The 20040-nt window shown below is 65.8% G+C and carries 22 protein-coding genes and 1 tRNA gene; 11 read left to right on the top strand and 12 right to left on the bottom strand.

The genetic code is table 11. The features are described from left to right. Positions 1-19: 19 nt before the first annotated feature. A complete protein-coding gene (gene secB, locus H8S47_RS08010; RefSeq protein ID WP_128453359.1) occupies positions 20-541 on the bottom strand; it encodes a protein-export chaperone SecB in 522 nt (173 codons plus the stop codon). A 167-nt stretch (positions 542-708) separates the two neighbouring features. Here secB and H8S47_RS08005 point away from each other — a divergent pair, with 167 nt between their 5' ends. Genes H8S47_RS08005 through H8S47_RS07995 form a run of 3 tightly spaced genes read left to right on the top strand, consistent with a single transcriptional unit; the run spans position 709 to position 3333 of the window. Next, a complete protein-coding gene (locus H8S47_RS08005; protein ID WP_187503367.1) occupies positions 709-1353 on the top strand; it encodes a Tim44/TimA family putative adaptor protein in 645 nt (214 codons plus the stop codon). Positions 1354-1355: 2 nt separating this feature from the next. Next, complete coding sequence (mltA, locus tag H8S47_RS08000; protein ID WP_187503433.1) at positions 1356-2714, top strand: murein transglycosylase A; 1359 nt, start codon at positions 1356-1358, stop codon at positions 2712-2714. Between the two features lie 40 nt (positions 2715-2754). After that, positions 2755-3333, top strand: a complete 579-nt coding sequence (locus H8S47_RS07995; RefSeq protein WP_398457801.1) for a Smr/MutS family protein — start codon at positions 2755-2757, stop codon at positions 3331-3333. 161 nt (positions 3334-3494) lie between these two features. Here H8S47_RS07995 and dapE read toward each other — a convergent pair whose 3' ends face one another. Beyond that, positions 3495-4610, bottom strand: a complete 1116-nt coding sequence (gene dapE / locus H8S47_RS07990; RefSeq protein ID WP_187503365.1) for a succinyl-diaminopimelate desuccinylase — start codon at positions 4608-4610, stop codon at positions 3495-3497. Between the two features lie 23 nt (positions 4611-4633). Here dapE and H8S47_RS07985 point away from each other — a divergent pair, with 23 nt between their 5' ends. After that, on the top strand, positions 4634-5083 hold the full coding sequence (locus tag H8S47_RS07985; RefSeq protein ID WP_187503364.1) for a cupin domain-containing protein: 450 nt from the start codon (positions 4634-4636) through the stop codon (positions 5081-5083). Here the strand turns inward: H8S47_RS07985 and H8S47_RS07980 are convergent. From H8S47_RS07980 to H8S47_RS07945, 8 genes are all read right to left on the bottom strand, one after another. Beyond that, a complete protein-coding gene (locus H8S47_RS07980; protein WP_187503363.1) occupies positions 5077-5745 on the bottom strand; it encodes a glutathione S-transferase in 669 nt (222 codons plus the stop codon). The genes H8S47_RS07985 and H8S47_RS07980 overlap by 7 nt on opposite strands. Before the next feature lie 67 nt (positions 5746-5812). Further along, the gene (locus tag H8S47_RS07975; protein ID WP_235982696.1) at positions 5813-7240 is read right to left on the bottom strand and encodes a S41 family peptidase; all 1428 of its coding nucleotides are present in this window, start codon (positions 7238-7240) and stop codon (positions 5813-5815) included. Positions 7241-7323: 83 nt separating this feature from the next. Further along, positions 7324-7941 carry a ribosome biogenesis GTP-binding protein YihA/YsxC gene (gene yihA / locus H8S47_RS07970; RefSeq protein ID WP_187503431.1) on the bottom strand — a complete coding sequence of 206 codons (618 nt, stop codon included), beginning with the start codon at positions 7939-7941 and terminating at the stop codon, positions 7324-7326. 59 nt (positions 7942-8000) lie between these two features. Beyond that, on the bottom strand, positions 8001-9710 hold the full coding sequence (yidC, locus tag H8S47_RS07965; RefSeq protein WP_187503362.1) for a membrane protein insertase YidC: 1710 nt from the start codon (positions 9708-9710) through the stop codon (positions 8001-8003). Then, the gene (gene yidD, locus H8S47_RS07960) at positions 9707-9964 is read right to left on the bottom strand and encodes a membrane protein insertion efficiency factor YidD (protein WP_187503361.1); all 258 of its coding nucleotides are present in this window, start codon (positions 9962-9964) and stop codon (positions 9707-9709) included. Before yidD ends, yidC begins: the two co-directional genes overlap by 4 nt. 201 nt (positions 9965-10165) lie before the next feature. Next, positions 10166-10522, bottom strand: coding sequence for a ribonuclease P protein component (gene rnpA / locus H8S47_RS07955; protein ID WP_235982695.1), 357 nt, complete (start codon positions 10520-10522; stop codon positions 10166-10168). A 56-nt stretch (positions 10523-10578) separates the two neighbouring features. Beyond that, the gene (rpmH, locus tag H8S47_RS07950) at positions 10579-10713 is read right to left on the bottom strand and encodes a 50S ribosomal protein L34 (RefSeq protein WP_031393806.1); all 135 of its coding nucleotides are present in this window, start codon (positions 10711-10713) and stop codon (positions 10579-10581) included. A gap of 87 nt (positions 10714-10800) precedes the next feature. After that, positions 10801-11103, bottom strand: a complete 303-nt coding sequence (locus H8S47_RS07945; protein WP_328805461.1) for a hypothetical protein — start codon at positions 11101-11103, stop codon at positions 10801-10803. Positions 11104-11227: 124 nt separating this feature from the next. Between H8S47_RS07945 and H8S47_RS07940 the strand changes: the two genes are divergently transcribed. From H8S47_RS07940 to H8S47_RS07930, 3 genes are all read left to right on the top strand, one after another. Continuing rightward, positions 11228-12736, top strand: coding sequence for a YifB family Mg chelatase-like AAA ATPase (locus H8S47_RS07940; protein ID WP_187503359.1), 1509 nt, complete (start codon positions 11228-11230; stop codon positions 12734-12736). Between the two features lie 66 nt (positions 12737-12802). Then, positions 12803-12887, top strand: a tRNA-Leu gene (locus H8S47_RS07935). A gap of 96 nt (positions 12888-12983) precedes the next feature. Beyond that, positions 12984-14165: an alpha-hydroxy-acid oxidizing protein gene (locus tag H8S47_RS07930; RefSeq protein WP_235982694.1), complete on the top strand. Its 1182-nt coding sequence runs from the start codon at positions 12984-12986 to the stop codon at positions 14163-14165. Between the two features lie 6 nt (positions 14166-14171). On the opposite strand, the gene H8S47_RS07925 is transcribed toward H8S47_RS07930, so the two are convergent. After that, positions 14172-14759 carry a DUF1989 domain-containing protein gene (locus tag H8S47_RS07925; protein ID WP_214655002.1) on the bottom strand — a complete coding sequence of 196 codons (588 nt, stop codon included), beginning with the start codon at positions 14757-14759 and terminating at the stop codon, positions 14172-14174. After that, positions 14752-15438 carry a guanitoxin biosynthesis heme-dependent pre-guanitoxin N-hydroxylase GntA gene (gene gntA, locus H8S47_RS07920; protein WP_187503357.1) on the bottom strand — a complete coding sequence of 229 codons (687 nt, stop codon included), beginning with the start codon at positions 15436-15438 and terminating at the stop codon, positions 14752-14754. Before gntA ends, H8S47_RS07925 begins: the two co-directional genes overlap by 8 nt. Before the next feature lie 173 nt (positions 15439-15611). Between gntA and H8S47_RS07915 the strand changes: the two genes are divergently transcribed. The 4 genes from H8S47_RS07915 to H8S47_RS07900 all read left to right on the top strand — a co-directional run. Continuing rightward, a complete protein-coding gene (locus tag H8S47_RS07915; RefSeq protein WP_413243621.1) occupies positions 15612-16286 on the top strand; it encodes a Crp/Fnr family transcriptional regulator in 675 nt (224 codons plus the stop codon). Positions 16287-16340: 54 nt separating this feature from the next. After that, positions 16341-16523, top strand: a complete 183-nt coding sequence (locus H8S47_RS07910) for a hypothetical protein (protein ID WP_187503356.1) — start codon at positions 16341-16343, stop codon at positions 16521-16523. A 106-nt stretch (positions 16524-16629) separates the two neighbouring features. After that, positions 16630-18753 carry a M3 family metallopeptidase gene (locus H8S47_RS07905; protein WP_328805460.1) on the top strand — a complete coding sequence of 708 codons (2124 nt, stop codon included), beginning with the start codon at positions 16630-16632 and terminating at the stop codon, positions 18751-18753. Continuing rightward, the coding region (locus tag H8S47_RS07900) for an MFS transporter (protein ID WP_187503355.1) at positions 18753-20040 on the top strand (1288 nt) is incomplete at its 3' end. The genes H8S47_RS07905 and H8S47_RS07900, both read left to right, overlap by 1 nt.

Raw genomic sequence — 20040 nt, 5'->3', positions numbered from 1 at the left:
GAGCTCCGCCTCCGGTCGATCAGGCCTGGCCGAAATCGCCGACGTTCGGCTGGATGCCCTGCTGCTCCGACTGGGTCAGGTACAGCTGGCCGAAATCGATCGGCTCGAGCAGCAGCGGTGGGAAGCCCCCGTCACGCACCGCATCCGACAGCACGCGGCGGGCGAACGGGAACAGCAGGCGCGGTGCTTCACCCAGCAGGAACGGCTGGACATGCTCGGCCGGAATGTTGCGGAGCCCGAAGAGCCCTGCGTACGAAAGGTCGACGATGAACGCGACCTGCCCGTCGGTCTCGGCGCGGACGTCGATCTTCAGCACGACCTCGTGCACCTCGTCGCCGACCTGCGCCGCGCCGATGTTGAACTGCACGTCGATCGCCGGCGGGGTCTGGTTCTGGTAGACGGCAGGCGCGTTCGGGTTCTCGAACGATAGATCCTTGACGTATTGCGAGATCAGGCCGGCGGCGGGAATCGTGTCCTCGCCGTTCACAAGCTGGTCGCCCATCTGGTCGGGCGCGGTCACGCCATTGTCCTGATCATCCATTCGTCGTGTCCTTGCGAAGAAGCGTGAAATAGGGACCGAAGCGGCACGCTTGCGCGTTCATGTCGGTCAGGGGGCTGCGAGTAGCAGTGCCGACCGGGCGTTTCAACGGGCCCGGGTTTGAATAAGCGCAGCTTTGGCCTATGTTAGCCCGAAGATCGGAGGCACGGTTGTTTTACGTAGTTCTTCTCGCGATGGTTGCAGGCTTCTTGGCGATGCGACTGTACAGCGTGCTCGGCAAGCGGACGGGGCATGAACAGCCCTTGCCGCGCGCGGCCGAGGACCGTCCTGCGCTCGCTGCCGTTCCGCGAACGGTGGATGCGACGCCCGAGCCCCGCGAGGTCGCCAGCCGCAACATCGAGCCGCGCGCCGAGGCGGGCCTGCGGTCGATCGTCGCCACCGAATCCGGGTTCGACGTCAACCAGTTCCTCGAAGGCGCACAGGCGGCGTACCGCATGGTGCTTGAGGCGTTCTGGAAGGGCGACGAGGAGCAACTGGGCTATCTCGCCGAAGACGATGTCCGGGCGGCGTTCGCCGAGGCGATCGCAGCGCGGGTCGCGGCTGGCGAAGTGCTCGACAACCGTCTCGTGTCGATCGAGCGCGCGGTGATCTCCGATGCGAGCGTGTCGGGTCGCGATGCGCGGATCACGGTGCGGTTCGACGCGGACATCGCGGCGGTCACGCGCGACGGCGAGGGTAATGTGCTGGCCGGGTCGCTGACCGACGCGGTCGAGACGCACGACGTCTGGACGTTCGCACGGACGCTGAAGAGCAGCGATCCGAACTGGAAGCTCGCCGACACCGACGAGGCGTGACCGTGCGGTTCAGGGGGGCGGGGCTCGGCGGACTTGGTCTTTCGCTGCTGTTGAGCGCGTGCGTCGGTGGCGTCGAGCCGCCGCGTTCGGGCCCTGCGCCGGTCGATCGAGGCGGTACCGCCGACCGCGAACCTTCGCGCGAGCCTGTGCGTGTGCATCCTTCGCGCGATACGGGTGCTTCGCCCAACATCCGTGGCATCCAGATGCCGGCGCGGATCGTCGGCGCTGTGCCGATGTTGCCGATCCCCGTCGTATCGCCGACTGCACCGACCAACGCGGTTGCTGCGGGCGTCATCGCCGGTCCGCCGGTCGCTAGCTTGCCGATCGATGAGGCGCAGGCGCAGTCGGCGCTGTCGGCTTTCGTCACGAGCTGTCCTTCGCTGATGCGTCGTACCGATACGTCGGGTCTGACGCGCGGCGCCGATTGGCAGCCAGCCTGCGCCGCGGCGGCGTCGGTTCCGCGCGGCGGTGCGCGGACCTTTTTCACGGAGTGGTTCGAGGCGGTGCAGGTCGGTGACGGCAAGGCATTCGCGACGGGCTATTACGAGCCGGAAATCGCCGGCTCGCTCGAGCGTCGCGATGGCTATGCGCCGATCTATGGGCGGCCGAACGACCTGATCGACGTCGATCTCGGCGCGTTCTCGACCAGCTTGAAGGGTAAGAAGATTCGCGGTCGCGTCGATAGCAGCAATCTCGTGCCCTATTACGACCGCACCGCGATCGAGCAGGGCGCCATTTCGGGGCGGGCTCCGATCCTTGCCTGGGCGCGCGATCCGGTCGAATTGTTCTTCCTGCAGATCCAGGGTTCTGGGCGGCTTCGGTTGCCCGACGGCGAGATTCTGCGGATTGGGTATGCGACGCAGAATGGCCGCGATTACACCGGCATCGGTGCGCTGATGAAGTCGCGCGGGCTGCTGCAACCGGGCCAGACCTCGATGCAGGGGATCGTGGCGTGGCTCCACGCGCATCCGGCCGAAGGGCAGGCGATCATGCGCGAGAACAAGAGTTTCGTGTTCTTCCGCGAGTTGGAGGGGGCACCCTTGGGGGCACTCGGCCTGCCGGTCACCGGTCAGGTGAGTGCGGCGGCGGACGTCAAGTTCGTGCCACTGGGTGCGCCCGTATTCCTGTCGCTCGACCGGCAGGATGCGAGCGGCTTGTGGGTCGCGCAGGATACCGGCGGGGCGATCAAGGGGAGCAATCGCTTCGACACGTTCTGGGGCGCAGGCCCGGCGGCGGAGTCTACCGCGGGTGGCATGGCGGGACGCGGCACCGCGTTTCTGTTGCTGCCGATCGGTACCGTCCAGCGTCTCAACGGGCAAGCGAATGGGGCGCAATATGGCGGGCCGACCCCTCAACCCTGACCCCCTCACCCCCGAGGAGGCGCAGCTCTGGGCGCGGGTAATGCAGACCGTCCGGCCGATGCGTGCGGTTGCCGTCCGCATTCCCGAGCGCGCACCGCCGCTGCCGCCTCCGCCGAAGCCCGTGATCGGGCCCAACGGCAAGGTCGTGCCGCCGCCACCGGCACCGCTGGGCCGGGTGAAGCCGATCGTTCGTACCGTCGTCACGCCGTTCGCCAGCCGCCCGGGTGCGAAACCGGCCGCGGCGCCGCGGCCGGTCGCCAAGTCGATCACCGCGAATACGCTGGATGGTGGCTGGGACAAGAGGCTGACGCGGGGCGTGGTCAGTCCCGATAGCTCGATCGATCTGCACGGGCATACGCTGGCGTCGGCGCATGCGATGCTCGATGTCGGTCTGGGGCGCGCGATCGCGCGTGGCGACCGCGTGCTGCTGCTGGTGACGGGCAAGCCGCCGCGACCCGAGAGCGAGCGTCCGCATGCGCGCGGCGCGATCCGGTCGGCGGTGGCGGACTGGCTGGCGGGATCGCGTCATGCGGACTCGATCGCGGCCGTGCGCGGCGCGCATCCGCGGCATGGCGGGCAGGGGGCGCTGTATATCGTCCTGCGCCGGGGGCGGGATTAGGCGACATTAGGGCTAATCCTCCCCCGCTAGGGGGAGGTGGCTGGCTCTCGCCAGACGGAGGGGGAGGTGAGGGAGAACCGCTGTTGCGTGTTCCTCCCCCTCCGTCGCCTTCGGCGCCACCTCCCCCTGGCGGGGGAGGATTTGGATACTGCGTCGCTTATTTATCGCAGCGCCCGGTCGATGACGCCTGCATAGATATCCGTCAGCGCCAGCAGGTCCTCGACTGCGACCGCTTCGTCGACCTTGTGCATTGTCGCGTTGATCAGGCCGAACTCGACCACGGGGCACAGCTTCGAGAGGAAGCGCGCGTCGGAGGTGCCGCCGGTGGTCGACAACTCGGGCGTGATGCCCGTCGCTGCGATGATCGCGTCCGACAGCAAAGCGGATAACGCACCCGGCTCCGTCAGGAACGCTTCGCCCGAGACCTTGCCGGTCACGACCGCACCCGGCGCATGGCGTTCGGCAATCGTTCGGATGCGTGCGATCAGGTCCGCCCCGCGATGCCGATCGTTGAAGCGGATGCTGAGCCGCGCCGACGCCTTGGCCGGGATGACGTTGTGCGCCGGGTTGCCGACCGCGATGTCGGTGACCTCGATGTTCGACGGCTGGAACCAGTCGGTCCCTTTGTCGAGCATGACGGTTTCAATCTCGGCCAGGATCGCGATCAGTCGCGGGATCGGATTGTCGGCGAGGTGTGGGTAGGCGACGTGGCCCTGGCGCCCGGGCACGTCGATCCAGATGTTCACCGAGCCGCGCCGCCCGATCTTCACCATGTCGCCGAGCCGGGCGGTCGAGGTGGGTTCGCCGACCAGGCAAAGGTCGGGCACGATGCCCCGCGCGGCCATCCGCTCCATCAACGCGACGGTGCCGTAGGTCGCCGGCCCCTCCTCGTCGCCGGTGATGATCAGCGACAGCGTCCCTGCATCGCTGCCGCTGGCGGCAGCGATGAACGCGGCAACCGCGCCCTTCATGTCGACCGCGCCGCGTCCATACAGCAGCCCGCCGCGGACCTCGCCGGACCAGGGCGAACCGGTCCAGCCCTCGCCCGGTGGCACGACGTCGACATGGCCGGCGAACGCCAGATGCCGCGTGCCCGTCCCGCGCGTGGCGAGCAGATTCTCGACCGGTCCGTCCGGTGCGTCGCCCACCACGAACCGATCGACCGCAAAGCCAAGCGGCACGAGCGCCGCCTCCAGCACGTCGAATACCGCCCCGCGCGCCGGCGTGACGTTGTCAACGCGGAGCAACGCCTGCGCGAGAGTGACGGGATCGATCATGCTGCCATCGCCGTTGTTCCTTTATGCCCAGGATCGATATCGCCCGCATCGCGCCCGTGAAAATCGGCAGCGATTATCCGCCACCCTTCGACGAGCCCGCCGCCGGCCGCGTCATCCGCGACATCGCACGCGCCGGCGGCGCGACCGACTGGGCGGCGAACCATGTCGTGCTGTCCCCCGGCACCTGGTCGTCGCAGCGTCACTGGCACGCGGGCGAGGACGAGATCGTCGTCATCCTCGCGGGCGACGCGATTCTGATCGACGACGATGGTCGGCATCTGATGCGAACCGGCGACATCGCGGTCTTCCCCAAGGGCGACGGGAACGGGCATCACCTGATCAACGAGAGCGACGCCGATTGCGTACTGCTCGCGCTTGGCGTGCCGGAGGCGTCGTTGGTGACCTACCCCGATATCGACCTGCTCTATTCGCCGGAAACAGGAGAGGTACATCGCGACGGGACGCCCTATTGAGCTGCCACGGGCTGCTCATATTGCTCGAGCACCCATTCCTCTTCCTGCGCCGCCGCGATCCAGTCCTGCATGAAGGGATGCTCGAACATCGCCTGCATATAGCCGGCGGCAAAGCGCGCGATCGGCAGCTGGTAGGTGACGATCCGGGTAACGACCGGCGCGAACATGATGTCCGCCGCGCCGAACTGGCCGAACAGGAAATCGCCGCCGCCGCCGAAGCGCGCACGCGCCTGCGCCCAGATCTCCATGATCCGCTGCAGCTCGGCCACCACGTCGTCGTCGGGCGTGCGCGCCGGAAACACCTGGCGGACGTTCATGCTGTGCTTGCGACGCAGCGCGGCAAAGCTCGAATGCATCTCCGCCGCCATCGACCGCGCCATCGCCCGTGCGGCATTGTCCTCTGGCCAGAAGCGCTCGCGCCCGACCTTGTCGGCGAGATAGTCGACGATCGCGAGGCTGTCCCACACCACTGCGTCGCCGTCCCACAGGATCGGCACCTTGCCCGACGACGGCGCGAATTCGTTCCCTGAGCGGCGCTTTTCCCAATCGGCGTCGTACATCGGCACGACCACCTCCTCGAACGGCAGCCCGGACTGCTTGCACGCGAGCCAGCCGCGCAGCGACCAGGAGGAATAGGCCTTGTTGCCGATGATCAGTTTCATGCGCGCGGTGCTAGGCGAGGGGACGGAAAGAGGCAACTCGCTCGCAGTCCCCTCTCGCGTCGCGCCGTCAGAACAGGCCCGGCACTTCGCGCTGTGCGGTGCCCGGGCGATCCGACATCAGCAGGTCGCGCCGCGTGTCGGCGGTACGGAGCGATCGTGCGTTCGCCGCGCCCGTGATCGGCGTACAACTCCGCCCGGCGAGAAAGTTCAGGGCTTGGCGCGTCGACGATTCGAGCGGGTCGCCGAGCTGGTAGCCGATATCGTCCGACGCCTGGCAGGACGCCTCGACCTTGGTGGCCAGCCCGTCATAGTAATCCCCGCTGCGCGCGGCGTTCTGGGTCGCAAGCGCCACCACGCGCAGGCGATCGTCGCACGCTTCCCTGTCGAGCGCGATCTGGCCGACCGGCTTGCCATAGGTGTTGGTGCCGATCAGTCCGGCGTTGGTGTGCAGATACGGCGTGAACGCGTTGATGACGAGTTCGCTCGCCGACGCCGTGCCGCCCGTGCCGATGAATGCGATCCGCGTGGGCGCGATCGATTCGGGCTGCGGTGCGAAGAATCGCGTCGTGTTGTTCGAGGCCTTCTCCGTGCGGAAGGTGACGTAGTCGAAGACTTCGGAGGTCGACCGGGCAGCACCGAGCAGGTCGCCCAGATACTCCGCCGTCTCGATCAGGCCACCACCGTTGTAGCGCAGATCAATGATGACTTTCGTGACGCCCTTGGCGCGGAAATCGGCGAAGGCGGTCTTCAGCGCGGGCTCCGCGGTTTTGATGAACGTCCGCAGGTTGATGTAGCCGACGCTCTGCCCGCCATCCTGGATGATCTTCGCGCCATAGCGGCTCGAGACCGGCAGCAACGAGAAGTCGGTCTTGGTAACGGTGACGGTACGCGTACCCGCCGCGTCGTTGATCTGCATGACCCGTGCGGTTCCGGCGGTATCGGGGCCGAGCGCGGTGGTCAGTCCGGCGGTGCCTTCCGCCGCGACGATCGCACTGACGGTCCGAAGAGTGGCGGACGTCGTACCGATCGCCAGGATCTCCGTACCGCGATCGATCCCTGCCGCGAGCCCCGGCGCGCCTTCGAACGACTCCGCCGAGAACAGCCGCTGGCCGGACTGATCCAGCGCGAACCGGATCCCGAAGCCTGCGCTGGACCCGGCATTATAATAGGCGTTCTCTTCCTTGATCGACGTCAGATAGGTGAAGAACCGGTCTTTCCGCTGCGCCCGCGCGGTGGCGGTGAGCGCGTCGATATAGTCGTCTACCGTCGTGTAGGACGCGGTGCTCAGCGTCGCGGGCAGCGTGTCCGGGAACAGATACCATTCGCGGATTTGCGCAGCCGCCCAGTCCTGGCGTTCGCGCAGCGAGCATCCCGTGGAGGCCGTCGGAGCCGGCGCGGGCGTACTGCCGCCGGTCGAAATCGTGCCCTCGTCGCTGCCCCCGCAGCCCGACAGCATCACTGCCATCGCCAACATTCCCCCGAACGCCCTACGCATATCGTACTCCCCTTTTACGGGAAGCTACGGAGTTTGACGAACCGTGTCAGCCGGAAACCGAAGATCGGTCCGCAACCGTTCGTTTAGCTGACCGCTTCGACGACTGCTGCGCGGAGTTCGGGGATGCCCATGCCGTATTCGCTCGACGTGACGAGGATGTCGGGGTGCGCGGCGGGACGCTTGCGCGCCTCGATCGCAGTGCGTTCGGTCACCTCAACGAGTTCGGACGCCTTGATCTTGTCCGCCTTGGTCAGGACCATGCGGTAGCTGACCGCGGCCTTGTCGAGCATCTCGAGGATCTCACGGTCGACGTCCTTGATGCCATGGCGCGAGTCGATCAGCACGAGTGCACGCTTCAACACGTCACGGCCGCGCAGGAAGTCGTTGATCAGGAAGCGCCATTTCTTGACCACGTCCTTGGGCGCCTTGGCGAACCCGTAGCCGGGCATGTCGACGAGGCGGAACGCGAGCGGCGCGCCGACCTCGAAGAAGTTCAGCTCCTGCGTACGGCCCGGCGTGTTCGACGTGCGCGCCATCGAGTTGCGCCCGGTCAGCGCGTTCAACAGCGACGACTTGCCGACGTTCGAGCGACCCGCGAACGCCACCTCCGGCACCGACGCATCGGGCAGGAACTCGAGCGTCGGCGCGGACTTCAGAAAGCCGACATGCCCTGCGAACAGCTTTCGCGCATGCTCCAGCATCTCCGGGGTGAACGGCGCGTCGTTCGCCTCCAGATCGGGACCGAGATTGGGAACGTCGTTCACTTGGTCACCGGCACTTTCAGGCCCGGATGGCGGGCGTAGAGCAGCTTCTGCTGAATGATCGTCAGGACGTTCGACGTGATCCAGTATACCTGGAGGCCGACCGCGAACGGTGCCATCACGAACATCAGGACCCATGGCAGCAGCTTGAAGACCTGCTTCTGCGTGTCGTCCATCGGCGTCGGGTTCAGCTTGAACTGGAAGTACATGCTGATGCCCAGGATGATCGGCACGACACCGATCGCGACCATGTGCGGCGGCGTGAACGGCAGCAGGCCGAACAGGTTGAGCGGCGTCAGCGGATCGGGCGCGGACAGATCCTTGATCCACGCGACGAACGGCTGGTGACGCATCTCGATCGTCAGCATCAGGACCTTGTACAGCGCGTACATGATCGGGATCTGGAGCAGCGTCGGCGCGCAACCCGCGAGCGGATTGACCTTCTCCGCCTTGTACAGCGCCATCACTTCCTGCTGCATGCGGACCTTGTCGTCCTTATACTTCTCCTGCAGCAGCTTCATCTTCGGCTGGACGGCGCGCATCGCGGCCATCGACTTGAACTGGCGCTGCGCGATCGGGAACAGCAGGCCGCGGATCGTCACCGTCAGCAGGATGATCGCGACGCCGAAGTTGCCGACCATGCGGAACAGCCAGTCGAGATAGTAGAAGATCGGCTTTTCGACGATCCGGAACCAGCCCCAGTCGATGGCGTAATCCAGCTTGGCGACACCGCCGGCCTGGTCGGTGTAGCGATCGAGCAGGCGGACTTCCTTGGCGCCGGCGAAAAAGCGCGACGTCTGCGTGATCGACTGGCCGGGTGCGACCTGCTTGGGCTGGAGCGCGTAATCGGCCTGGTACGCCTTGTTGGCGCCCGCGCGGAACTGGCCGTCGAACGCCTGGCCCTGATCGGGGACGAGCGCTGTCAGCCAGTATTTGTCGGTGAAGCCGAGCCAGCCGCCGGTCGTCGTGAACTTCTGCGTGGCCTCGTCGATGTCCTTGTAGTCGGGGCGGTAATGCGCGCCGCCATTGTCGACCGACATCGGCCCGACATGGATCGTCATCGACGACGGATCCTTCGAGATGCCGACCCGGTTGACGAGGCCGTAGGTGGCGACGGGGACGGGTGCGGTGCCGGCGTTCAGGACGGTCTGGCGGACCGTGAACATATAGTCCTGGTCGACCGCGATCTGAATGCGGAAGCGCTGACCGGTGGCGTTGGTCGCGTCGAGCGTGACCGGCGTGGTCGGCGTCAGTGTCGTCGCGCCCGAAGGGGTCCAGACGGCGTCTGCTGCGGGCGGTGCGAGACCCTGCGCGCGCCAGCCGAAGCTTGCGAAATAGGCATCGGGCGCACCGGCGGGCGAGAGCAGGCGGATCGGCGGCGAGTTCTTCGCGACCGTCTCGTCATAGCCCTTGAGCACGAGATCGTCGATCCGCGCGCCCTTGAGGTTGATCGAGCCCGACACGCGCGGCGTCTCGATGCGGATGCGCGGGGTGCTGGCGATCACGGCGTTGCGGTCGCCAACCGCGGCGGCGCCGTCCGCGGCTGGATCGGCGGCGGGGTTCGCCACGGGCTTGGACTTGCCGCCCTCGATCTTCGTGACCGGCGGATTCGCGGTCGGGAAGAACTTGCCCTGGATCAGCGGCCATCCGAACAGGATCAGCGCCGCGATCACCGCGAACAGCACGAAATTCTGCTTGTCGTCTTTCACAGGGCGGCGTCTTTCAATTTCTTGTCGATGTCTGGGTCGTGGTCGGGGACCGGGTCAGGTCCGTACCCGCCCCACGGATGGCAACGCGCGATACGCTTCGCCGCCAACCAGCCCCCCTTGAGCGCGCCATAGCGCCCAACGGCCTCTATTGCATAGGCTGAACACGAAGGATCATAGCGGCAGCTCGACGGCAGGACGAGCGAGGGACCGAGTTGCCACGCGCGGGCTAGGAGGATGAGGAGGCGGGCTAGCATGTCAAAACCGACGTTCGCCCGCGGCACAAAATTGTTTCCCCGCGAAGGCGGGGACCCAGACTGGGCTCCCGCCTTCGCGGGAGAACAAGGAACGGGGTAGGCGCGTCGAGTAACGCTCGTTCCTTCGCCATCTCAACCCCAGCACCCCGGCGAAGGCCGGGGCCCAATTGGGGGACATCGATAACGAGGCGCAGCCATTCATTACGGCCGCTTTCCCAATTGGGCCCCGGCCTTCGCCGGGGTGGTGGCCTGTGCTGCTGTGGTGGTGTCTGCTGAGGTGGTCGCAGCAGCCTGCGGCGTAACCTTTCGGAACGCCTTGCCCAGCTCGGTCCGCAACAGCGCGAAGTCCCGCTCGACGCCGCCGTTCCGCCCGATCAACACATGATCGGCCCCAGCAACGCCGCGTTCCGCCAACAGCTCACGCGCCAACGCCCGCAACCGCCGTTTCATGCGGTTCCGGACGACGGCGTTGCCGATCTTCTTGGTGACGGTGAAGCCGATTCGCATCGTCGCGTCACCGTCGTCGCGGGGGCGCATGAGCAGGACGAATCCCGGCATCGGTGCGCGCTTCCCCGCATTCGCCGCGAGAAAATCGCGGCGTTTATCGAGAATAGTTAGGCCGACAGCTTCTTGCGACCGCGGGCGCGGCGTGCGTGGATCACTGCCCGGCCGCCGACCGTCGCCATCCGTGCGCGGAAGCCGTGACGGCGTGCGCGTACCAGGTTGCTCGGCTGAAAGGTCCGCTTCATTGGTCATTCCCTAGGTCATCAAATAGAAAACGGCCGCCACGAGGACGGCCTTGATGGCTGGGCGCTTACGGAAAGGGACGCGACAAGTCAATTCACACCCAGCGTGACGGGCATGCTTTTCGCGGCTTTGGCACGCTCATGTCGCCGCATCGCGCTCTGCCGCCGCATCATCCGATCGACGAAATGCCCGGTCCGCGGCCAGCGCCGCTTCAACCGCGCCCATTTCAACCGCGCCCAGCGTGAATTGCGCAGCACGAGCACCATCCCGCCAGCGAACAGGAAAATCCCCGCCGGTCCCGGAAGCGGCGCGAGAATCGGCGCACTCAGGATCAGCAGTATCCCGAGCAGCAACTGGCCGAAGCGGAGAACGGGGGAGCGGACTGCTTTCACGGAAGGCATGTGGGTCCGGTGTATTAGGATGGCAAGACGGTGGGGCGATCGGTGCGACCCGTCCTTGCAGACATGGCAAATCGGGTATGAATAAGGCGTGACGTCGTGTCGCGGGGGAGCGGGCATGGCGGCGATCGTAGCGACGGTGGCGTATCTGGGACTCGAAGCGCGCGCGGTCGAGGTGCAAGTCCAACTGATTCCAGGACTTCCAGCGTTCAACGTCGTCGGCCTGGCGGACAAGGCGGTCGGCGAAAGTCGCGAACGCGTGCGCGGCGCGATCGCCGGGATGGGGCTGTCGCTGCCGCCGAAACGCATCGCGGTGAACCTGTCGCCGGCCGATCTCCCAAAAGAAGGGTCGCATTTCGATCTACCTATCGCGCTGGCGTTGCTGGCGGCGATGGGGGTGGTCGATGCCGAAGCGCTGGCGGATTACGTGATCGTCGGCGAACTCGGGCTCGACGCGCGGATCACCGCGTCGCCGGGCGTGCTGCTCGCGGCGCTCCACGCATCGGAAGTAGGGAAGGGGCTCGTCTGCCCCGCCGCGCAAGGCTCGGAGGCGGCCTGGGCGGGCGAGATCGAGGTGATCGCCGCGCCCGACCTGCTGGCGTTGCTCAACCACTTCAAGGGTCAAGGCCTGCTTAGCCCGCCCAAGCCGGGAATCGCCGAAGCCGCCGATCACGGTCCGGACTTGCGGCAGGTGAAGGGGCAGGAGACCGCCAAGCGTGCGCTGGAGATCGCCGCGGCAGGTTCTCACAATTTACTGATGGTAGGTCCGCCGGGGTCTGGGAAGTCCCTCATGGCGTCGTGCCTTCCCGGCATCCTGCCGCCGCTCGACCCCGCCGAGGCGCTCGAAGTGTCGATGGTCCAGTCGGTCGCCGGCACGCTGACCGGCGGTCGCCTCACCCGGACGCGGCCGTTCCGCGCCCCGCATCATTCCGCATCGATGGCGGCGCTCACCGGCGGGGGACTGAAGGTGAAGCCGGGCGAGGTCAGCCTTGCGCATCTCGGCGTGTTGTTTCTCGACGAACTGCCGGAGTTCCAGCGCGCCGTCCTCGATTCGCTGCGCCAACCGTTGGAAACCGGTACGGTCAGCGTCGCCCGCGCCAACGCACACGTCACGTTCCCCGCTCGCGTCCAGTTGATCGCGGCCATGAACCCATGTCGGTGCGGCCATCTCGGCGATGCGAGTCTTGCCTGCGCGAGAGCCCCGAAGTGCGCCGCAGATTATCAGGCGAAGGTGTCCGGGCCATTGCTCGACCGGATCGACCTGCACATCGACGTCCAGGCGGTCAGTGCTGCCGACCTGATCCTGCCGCCACCGACCGAAGGCTCGGCCGAAGTCGCCGCCCGCGTTGCCGCGGCCCGGGCGATCCAGACCGACCGTTACCGCGACCACCCGGTCCGCACGAATGCGGAGGCGGATGGCGCATTGCTCGATGCCGTCGCTACGCCCGACGAACCCGGCCGAAAACTGCTCGCCCAAGCCGCCGAAGCGATGCGGCTGACCGCCCGCGGCTATACCCGGATCCTCCGCGTCGGCCGTACCATCGCCGACCTCGCGAACAGCGAGACCGTCGGCCGCATCCACATCGCCGAAGCGCTCAGCTACCGTCGCCAACCGCCGAGGAACTGAACGGATGCGTTTTCCGGTCAAGACAGCTTGCGGCGGAGGAAAGCTTCGTCTAGCCAACCCGCCGCTGCCCCTGTGGCGAAATTGGTAGACGCGACCGACTCAAAATCGGTTGCCGCAAGGCATGCTGGTTCGATTCCGGCCAGGGGCACCATTTCCAAATAGTCCGTCTGTAAGGCCGCGCGTACGTTTGTGCGCTGCGTCCGATTGCAGTCTTTCCGCCACTCCGCCACGATCGTCGCAAACAGACATGCGAGAGGTCCCGATGGCGCATTACGGCGATTTTCAGAACGCGATCTATGGCGCTGGCCTGCGCGGCGTGGTGCCGACGCTGCCGGTCGATTTCGCGACGCTTGAACAGCGCGCGAGGGCGGCGCTGCCGCCGGCGGTGCTGTCGTATCTCCAGGGCGGGTGCGGGGACGAGTTCACGCAAGACGAGAATGCGCGCGCGTTTCGGCATTGGGGGCTCACGCCGCGGATGATGGTCGATTGCAGCCGGCGCAACCTGTCGATCGATCTGTTCGGGATGACGCTGCCGACGCCGCTGTTCATGGCCCCGGTCGGGATCAACGGGATCTGTACACAGGACCAGCATGGCGACCTCGCGGCGGCGCGTGCGTCGGCGATCACCGGCGTGCCGCTGATGGCGTCGACGCTGTCGAACGATCCATTGGAAACGGTCGCGGAGACGCTTGGCGATACGCCCGGCTTCTTCCAGCTCTATACGCCCAAGGACGTCGGCGTCGCGGAGAGCCTGGTCCACCGCGCGGAGGCGGCCGGGTATAAGGCCATCGTCGTGACGCTCGACACCTGGGTAACGGGGTGGCGACCGCGCGACCTGAACGCGGCGAATTTCCCGCAGCTGCGCGGCCATGTGCTGATGAACTATTTCTCGGACCCGGCCTTCCGCAAATTGCTCGCCAAACCGCCCGAGGAGGATCCGGCGGCGGCGATCGGCGCCTGGGCGGCGACGTTCGGCCGCGTGCTGACCTGGGCGGACATGCCGTGGCTGCGGTCGCTGACGAAGCTGCCGATCGTGCTCAAGGGCATCTGCTATCCCGACGACGCCCGCCGCGCGATCGACGAGGGCGCGGATGGCATCTACTGCTCGAACCATGGCGGACGGCAGGCAAACGGCGGGATCGCCGCGATCGACATGCTGCCGGGTGTCGTCGCCGCCTCCGGATCGACGCCCGTGCTGTTCGATTCAGGCGTCCGGTCGGGGACCGACGTGGTCAAGGCGCTTGCGCTCGGCGCGACCGCCATCGGGGTCGGCCGACCCTATACCTACGGGCTGGCGCTCGACGGCGCAGCGGGCGCGGCGCATGTCCTCAAATGTCTGCTGGCCGAGGCGGACCTGCTGATGGCGGTCAACGGCTATCCGACGATTGCCGACGTCCGCGCGGCTGGGGCGGTCCGCCAGCACCCCTGACTATGCTCAGTCGATCCGGTACTGGATCGGCTTGAAGCTGCCGCCGTTGGATTGCAGCGCCGAGCATGCGGTCATCCCGATCACCAGGTCCATCGCCGCGCGAAAGACGATCGTGTCGCCGGCCTCGCTCAGCGGCGGCTCGACGGTGAACTCCCCGGTTTCGCCGTTGATCGGCACGTTCATGAAACAGTTGAATGCCACCGGGATCTGGTCGGGCTCGATATCCCATGGCGCAAGCGCTTCGGCGAGATTGCCGAAGCAGCCGCGGTGCGGATCGGTATCGCCATAAATGATCGCGAAGGTTTCCTTCGAGCACGGCGTCAGCAGGAAATCGTGCCGACCGACATCGTCCGAGACGATCTCCAGCATCACGTTGCTGCGGTTCGAATACAGCAGGTCGCCGGTCGTCAGATACAGCCGGCTCGCATAATCGAGCGTCCGCCCCGAAGAGATCGCCTCGCGGATGTCGGCGCGGTTATACGCCAGCAGGTCCGATACCTGGCGACCCTCGGGATCGATCACGGTCAGCGTCTGGCCCTTGTCGAGCGTGAAACCGGCGCCCGAGCGCGGCGGGATCGTCTTGATATCAGCCATGCGCGTCATCTCGCTTGAAGGGGCATTTCCAGGATTCGTCGACCACACGGCCGCTATATTGCCGCGCTTCGCTGCTTTCGCCGTGACGCGCCAGCATCGGGTTCATCGATCCGGCGAGCTCGAGATCGCGCGCGAGGATCGATGAGCGCAACTTGTCGTAGCGCTGCTGGGTACGCAGCACCTCGAACTGGTCGTGCAGGTTGAAGACCATCGCCGGCGATTCGAATTTTCGCGCCGGGCGGCTTGCGTTCGGATGCAGGCCGACGACGAAGAACGCTTCGCCGGCAAAGCTCAATGAGAAATGGGGATCGTCGGGATCGCTGCTGACCGACGGGTCGGGCCGATAGCCGAGCCACGTGTCCTTGTCGCTGAGCGACTGCGCGCGCGCCCAGAGATGCGCCTCGAACTGCTCTTCGGACAACAAGGCAGGGGCCTCGAACAGGATGATGAGCGTCCGAAATATGGCGCGGTCTTCGCGGTATTTGCGAACGGTTTCGCCCAAAGCGGGGGAAATTCTCATGTCATCCCAAGCAGATCGCACGTCGCGCGCGACGAGAATGTCCATCTGTCCTTTCGCGAGCGCAGACTTTGCTCCGACACACGGAAACTGCGGTGCCTGCACCGTTTCGATAAACTTGCGCGCGAGGGGATGGTCGTTTTGGAAGATTGGCTGATACATGGTCGGGGAGGAACCCGCGAGCGAGGCCAATGTTTCGCCCGCGACACGATCTTTGATATGTATCAGTACGAATCCCGATCTGTTCTTTTATGCCGCGGGGCGGTACGGGAACACGCGGAAAAGGGGCCTGGATGATCTCGGAAAAGTTTCTCATGGGGCGCGGCCGCCATGAGTTGAGCGATGAAGAAAAGCAGGTGCTGGAGGACAGCATCGAATCCGTGCGGCACGTGCCTGCGCGCAAGCAGATCGTGCGCGCGGGCGCCCTGATCGAAACGAGCACGCTGCTGCTCGAAGGGTTCGTCTGTCGCTACATGGACGACCGCGAGGGCCAGCGGCAGTTGGTCGCGGTGCACGTGCCCGGCGATTTCGTCGATCTTCACGCCTTTCCGATGAAGCGGCTCGATCACGACATCGCCACCCTGGGGCCGGTTAAGATCGCCTGTTTCGAACACCGCACGCTGCAGACGATCACCGAACGCTATCCGCATCTGACGCAGAAGCTGTGGTTCAGTACGCTGCTCGACGCGGCTATGCACCGCGAGTGGATTTTCCGGCTCGGCCGCCTCGGTGCCGAAGGACGGGTTGCACACCTGTTCTGCGAGATGAACGCGCGGCTGGAGATGGTCGGGATGGCCGCCGACGGGCGATACATGCTGCCGATGACGCAGCCCGATCTGGCCGAGGCGAGCGGGCTGACCGGCGTGCATGTAAACCGCGTGCTGAGAGCATTGCGCGAGAAGAATCTGCTGACTTTCAAGGCAGGTGAGGTGAACATCTTGGATCGTAAGGCGCTCGCAGCCGTTGCGGAGTTCGAACCACAATATCTCTATGGTTCCCGAGGCGACTGACTGCGGCCGGCAGCAGCGGATCGCTGCCGGAACCGATCAAGCTGGAGCGCGATAATGTTGAAGCCGGAAACGATACCGGGCGTAGCGGCGGCGGAGAACGGTCTGGTCACGCTCGATGGGCCCGTCGGGCTGGCGATCGCGATGACCCCGGAGGCGGCGGCGGAGACCGGGCGCCGGCTGATCGCCGCGGCGGAGATCGCAGCGACCCAGGTGGCGAACGAACTGCCGCTGGACTGAGCGGAACGGTCGCCCGCCGCGGCGGGTCAGGGGCTAATTGCCCCGTGCCGCTTCCTCTGTGTGACTTTATCTCTATGCTACCCGGTACATCGACCGGGAGATCCATGTGCAGTTTCTATACCTCGCCGCCAGTGCCGTTGCGCTGATGGCGTCTACATCCGTCGTCGCGCAGACTGGTGCAGCCACCACGACACCCGCCGCGAATCCCTTGCTTGCCGACTGGACCGGCCCGACCGGCGGGGTGCCGCCCTGGGACAAGGTTCGTCCCGAGCTGTTCCCGCAGGCGTTCGAGACGACGTTGGCCGAGCGCGCCGCGGACTACCGCAAGATCGCCGACAATCCGGCCAAGCCGACGTTCGCCAACACGATCGTGCCGATGCAGTTGGCCGGCAAGCGCTATGGGCAGGTGATGACGCTGTTCGGCGTGATGACCGGCAACATGAACACGCCCGCGTACCAGAAGCTCGACCGCGAATGGTCGCCGAAATTCTCCGCGGCGTCAGATGCGATCACGTTCGACAAGCCGCTGTTCGCGCGCATCCAGGCGATCTACGACACGCGCAATTCGAGCGGGCTGAACGCGCAGCAGATCCGCCTCGTGACGCGGATCTACGACAGCTATGTCCGTCAGGGCGCCAAGCTGAACGATGCGCAGAAGGCGCAGCTTTCGCAGTATAACCAGCAGCTTGCGACCGCCTTCTCGACGTTCGGCGAGAAGCTGCTGGCCGACGAGAGCAAGGCCATCTCGGTCACCGACGAGGCGCAACTCGCTGGCCTGCCCGACAGCGTGAAAGCGGTCGCCAAAGCTGCGGCGGCCGAGCGGAAGCTGCCGGGCTTTGCGATCGTCAACACGCGCTCCGCGGTCGATCCGGTTCTGACCTATGCCACCGACCGTGCGCTGCGCGAGAAGGTGTGGCGTGCGTTCGTCAATCGTGGCGACAATGGCGATGCGAACGACACGAACGCGACGATCGCGCAGATCGTCAAGCTGCGCGCCGACCGCGCGCACCTGCTCGGGTTCAAGACGCATGCCGACTGGCGCATGCAGGACACGATGGCGAAGACGCCCGCTGCGGCGATGGACCTGATGATGCGCGTCTGGCCCGCTGCCAAGGGGCGCGTCGCCGAGGAGGTCGCGGACATGCAGAAGGTCGCCGGCACGTCGCTGACGATCGAGCCGTGGGATTACCGCTTCTATCAGGAGAAAGTCCGCAAGGCGCGGTACGACCTCGATCAGGCGCAGTTGAAGCCGTATTTCGAGCTCGGCAACATCATCCAAGGCTCGCTGTACGCCGCTAACCGGCTGTACGGGCTGAACTTCAAGGAGATCACCGGCACCGTTCCCGTGTTCGAGCCGAACATGCGCGTGTGGAGCGTGACGGACAAGGCCGGCAAGGATGTCGGGCTGTTCTATCGCGACGATTTCGCGCGGACCGGCAAGCGGTCCGGCGCGTGGGCGAACACGTATCGCGGGCAGCGTGGGCTCGCGCCGGCGCAGCTTGTGCTGTCGTCGAACAACAACAATTTCGCCAAGGGTGCGCCCGGCGAGCCGATCCTGATTAGCCTCGACGATGCGCAGACGCTGTTCCACGAGTTCGGCCATGCGATCCATGCGATGCTCCAGAACGTCTATTATCCGGGGCTTGCCGGCACGCCGCGCGACTTCGTGGAATATCCGAGCCAGGTGAACGAGCATTGGCTGCTGACCCGCGACGTGCTCGACAAATATGCGCGGCATTACCAGACCAAGGCGGCGATGCCGCAGGACCTGCTCGACAAGATCGAGAAGTCGCGCACCTTCAACCAGGGCTTTGCGACCACCGAGTATCTGTCCTCGGCGATCGTCGACATGAAGATCCACACCGTGCCCGACGGCGTGATCGATCCCGACAAGTTCGAGGCCGCGACGCTCGCCGAGATCGGTATGCCGAAGCAACTTGTGATGCGTCACCGGGTGCCGCAGTTCCAGCACCTGTTCGCGTCGGACAGCTATTCGGCGGGCTATTACAGCTACCTCTGGTCCGAGACGATGGATGCCGACACGTTCGCGGCGTTCGAGGAGGCGGGCAGCCCTTGGGACAAGGCGACCGCGGACAAGTTCGCCAAGGTTCTGTTGTCGACAGGTAACGAGACCGATCGCGCCGAGGCGTATCGCGCGTTCCGGGGGCGTGATCCTGACGTGAACGCGCTGCTCAAGAAGCGCGGGTTTGCGACCCAGGGGGATAAATAATGATCAGCACACTTCCGCCTGAGAAAAACCACCGGCTGAAATCGATCCTCGGCGGGTCGGCAGGCAATCTGGTCGAGTGGTTCGACTGGTACGTCTATTCCGCGTTCGGGCTGTATTTCGCGCCGGTGTTCTTCCCCAAGGGCAATTCGACCGCGCAGTTGATGAGCGTCGCGGCGGTGTTCGCGGTCGGCTTCCTGATGCGGCCGATCGGCGCGTGGGTGATGGGCATCTACGCCGATCGCCACGGGCGCAAATCGGGCCTGACGCTCTCGGTGACGCTAATGTGTGCGGGCTCGTTCCTGATCGCGATCACGCCCGGCTTTGCGACGATCGGCTGGGCCGCGCCGGCGCTGTTGATCCTCGCACGGCTGATGCAGGGTCTCAGCGTCGGCGGCGAATATGGCGCGAGCGCGGTGTATCTGTCGGAAATGGCGGGCAAGTCGCGGCGCGGCTTCTTCTCCAGCTTCCAGTACGTCACGCTGATCGCCGGGCAGTTGCTGGCGCTCGGCGTGCTGCTGCTGTTGCAGGCGACGCTCAGCGAAGGGCAGCTCGACGCCTGGGGCTGGCGCATTCCGTTCGCGATCGGCGGCGTGCTGGCGCTGGTCGTGTTCCGCATCCGTCGCGGGCTGCTCGAGACCGAGAGCTATCAGAACGCCAAGTCGGACGGTGCGCCGAAATCGAGCGGGTGGCTGCTGTTCAGCAAATACCCGCGCGAGGCGTTCACCGTGCTGCTGCTGACCGCGGGCGGTACGCTCGCCTTCTATGCGTACACCACGTACATGCAGAAGTTCCTGGTCAACACGAGCGGGTTCAGCCGTGAATCCGCGACGCTGATCATGACTGCCGCGCTGGCGCTGTATGCGGCGTTCCAGCCGTTGGCGGGGGCGTTGTCGGATCGGATCGGGCGGAAACCGCTGATGGTCGGGTTCGGGATCGCCGGCGTGCTGTGCACGGTGCCGATCTTCACCGTGCTGGAAACCGCGACCAACCCCTATCTGGCGTTCGGCCTTGTCGTGGGTTCGCTGTTCATCGTGACGGGCTACACCGCGATCAACGCGGTGGTGAAGGCGGAGCTGTTCCCGGCGCATGTCCGCGCGCTGGGCGTGGCTCTGCCGTACGCGCTGGCGAACACGATGTTCGGCGGGACGGCGGAATATGTCGCGCTGTGGCTGAAGAACGAGGGCATGGAGCGTGGGTTCTATTGGTATGTGACGGCGATGATCGGCGTGTCGCTGATCGTGTACCTGCGCATGAAGGACACGCGGACGCACAGCCAGATTTTGGAGG

Origin of the sequence: Sphingomonas albertensis (assembly GCF_014358075.1) — a bacterium.
GTDB classification, from domain to species: Bacteria; Pseudomonadota; Alphaproteobacteria; order Sphingomonadales; family Sphingomonadaceae; genus Sphingomonas; species Sphingomonas albertensis.
The sequence above is the reverse complement of the archived record's forward strand: the minus strand, read 5'-3'. Positions and strand labels throughout refer to the sequence as shown.

Bases quoted from the DNA above. Each gene is read 5' to 3' on its own strand.
- H8S47_RS07995 (WP_398457801.1), top strand. From the start codon at position 2,755: ATGCAGACCGTCCGGCCGATGCGTGCGGTTGCCGTCCGCATTCCCGAG.
- yihA (WP_187503431.1), bottom strand. From the start codon at position 7,941: ATGCTGGAGCATGCGCGAAAGCTGTTCGCAGGGCATGTCGGCTTTCTG.
- dapE (WP_187503365.1), bottom strand. From the start codon at position 4,610: ATGATCGATCCCGTCACTCTCGCGCAGGCGTTGCTCCGCGTTGACAAC.
- rpmH (WP_031393806.1), bottom strand. From the start codon at position 10,713: ATGAAGCGGACCTTTCAGCCGAGCAACCTGGTACGCGCACGCCGTCAC.
- H8S47_RS07980 (WP_187503363.1), bottom strand. From the start codon at position 5,745: ATGAAACTGATCATCGGCAACAAGGCCTATTCCTCCTGGTCGCTGCGC.
- H8S47_RS07940 (WP_187503359.1), top strand. From the start codon at position 11,228: ATGGCGGCGATCGTAGCGACGGTGGCGTATCTGGGACTCGAAGCGCGC.
- H8S47_RS07985 (WP_187503364.1), top strand. From the start codon at position 4,634: ATGCCCAGGATCGATATCGCCCGCATCGCGCCCGTGAAAATCGGCAGC.
- yidD (WP_187503361.1), bottom strand. From the start codon at position 9,964: ATGCTAGCCCGCCTCCTCATCCTCCTAGCCCGCGCGTGGCAACTCGGT.
- H8S47_RS07975 (WP_235982696.1), bottom strand. From the start codon at position 7,240: ATGCGTAGGGCGTTCGGGGGAATGTTGGCGATGGCAGTGATGCTGTCG.
- rnpA (WP_235982695.1), bottom strand. From the start codon at position 10,522: ATGCCGGGATTCGTCCTGCTCATGCGCCCCCGCGACGACGGTGACGCG.
- H8S47_RS07930 (WP_235982694.1), top strand. From the start codon at position 12,984: ATGCGAGAGGTCCCGATGGCGCATTACGGCGATTTTCAGAACGCGATC.
- gntA (WP_187503357.1), bottom strand. From the start codon at position 15,438: ATGTATCAGCCAATCTTCCAAAACGACCATCCCCTCGCGCGCAAGTTT.
- H8S47_RS07910 (WP_187503356.1), top strand. From the start codon at position 16,341: ATGTTGAAGCCGGAAACGATACCGGGCGTAGCGGCGGCGGAGAACGGT.
- secB (WP_128453359.1), bottom strand. From the start codon at position 541: ATGGATGATCAGGACAATGGCGTGACCGCGCCCGACCAGATGGGCGAC.
- H8S47_RS07925 (WP_214655002.1), bottom strand. From the start codon at position 14,759: ATGGCTGATATCAAGACGATCCCGCCGCGCTCGGGCGCCGGTTTCACG.